This is a genomic window from Caldicoprobacter algeriensis, from assembly GCF_023838525.1.
GTDB classification, from domain to species: Bacteria; Bacillota; Clostridia; order Caldicoprobacterales; family Caldicoprobacteraceae; genus Caldicoprobacter; species Caldicoprobacter algeriensis.
On record NZ_JAHUQD010000042.1, the window covers coordinates 1 to 1,306 of the forward strand.

Below are 1,306 nucleotides of genomic sequence, written 5' to 3' on the forward strand. Positions count from 1 at the left end.
GTATGTCACTCCACTTTCTTCCCCCACAAGTCCTACCTGGAAAAACTGGTCTTTAAATGCCCTCATTGCAGACATACACTCACTAAAAAACGAGATAGAAAAAACTTCTTTGTCTACTCATGCCAAAACCGTAAATGCTCATTCTATCTCCAAAACATTGCTTCCTTGACCCCAGAACAGCAAGCTGATTTCAATCAAAACCCGCACAAATACAAAATGCATTACTACCACCGTGTCTTTGATATCGAACTTGATTCTCTCAAGCAAGAGCCAAACAAACCCCACTCAGTAGACCTCTCCAGAATCAGAAAGGCTAAGTATGTCCTCGGCCTTGCCCTAACATATCACATAAACTACGGCTTGAGTTTGCGTCAAACAGCTTCCATCCTTTGGGATATCCATAGAATCAAAATATCTCACCAGACAATCGCAAATTATGCCGCCTCTGCAGCTAGAATCCTCAAACCCTATGTCGATGACTATCCATACGACTTATCATCTCAAGTCTCCATCTGCGGTGATGAAACCTATGTCAAAGTCTTAGGCAAAAAGCACTATGTCTTTTTTATCATGGATGTTGTCAAAAAAATTATCACCTCCTACGAAGTTTTCGCCAATAGAGACGGTATATCTGCCATCAAAGCAGTATATGCTACATTAGCAAAATTCCGTAAAATCCCTGAAAACCTTGTATTAATCTTTGATGGCAACCCCATTTATCTCCTGGCTCAACATTTCTTCGCTCAGCACAATATACATTTCGATGTTAAACAGGTAATTGGTCTTACCAACAACGATGAAGTCTCTGCTGAGTATCGCTGGCTAAAGCAAGTAATTGAGCGACTCAATAGAACCTTTAAAGCAGTCTACAGAGGCAAAAACGGTTTTAACTCTTTAGAAAGAGCTAATGAATATATGGTTCTTTTTGTTGCCTTTTTCAATTTCCTTCGTGTTCATTCTTCCCTTAACTACAATGTCCCAGTGTGTGTCCCCGAAATCGCAAATATGCCTGATATGCCTTCCAAATGGTTAGAATTACTTAGGCTGTCATATGAACATATTTGTAGACATCAACACACAGCCTAATTCAAATCCTTCTCAATAATATCGCTTGCCTGGCTACACTGTAGCTTCTTTACACATGTCATTATAATCCCATTAATTGTATTTTTAGGCTATATCTTACTTATTAAGCACTCTTAATTACTGTGTTTTTATATTTTTAGTCTATATTCTGTTGCCAAAGTCCATGTTTTGATAACAATTCTCTTATCGTTGACTTTTTCATTATTTATTTGACACTACC

General features: G+C 38.2%; 1 protein-coding gene. It reads left to right on the forward strand.

Annotated elements, in window-relative coordinates:
• The coding region (locus KVG29_RS12305; protein ID WP_252228719.1) for a DDE-type integrase/transposase/recombinase at nucleotides 1-1,086 on the forward strand (1,086 nt) is incomplete at its 5' end.
• Nucleotides 1,087-1,306 lie beyond the last annotated feature (220 nt).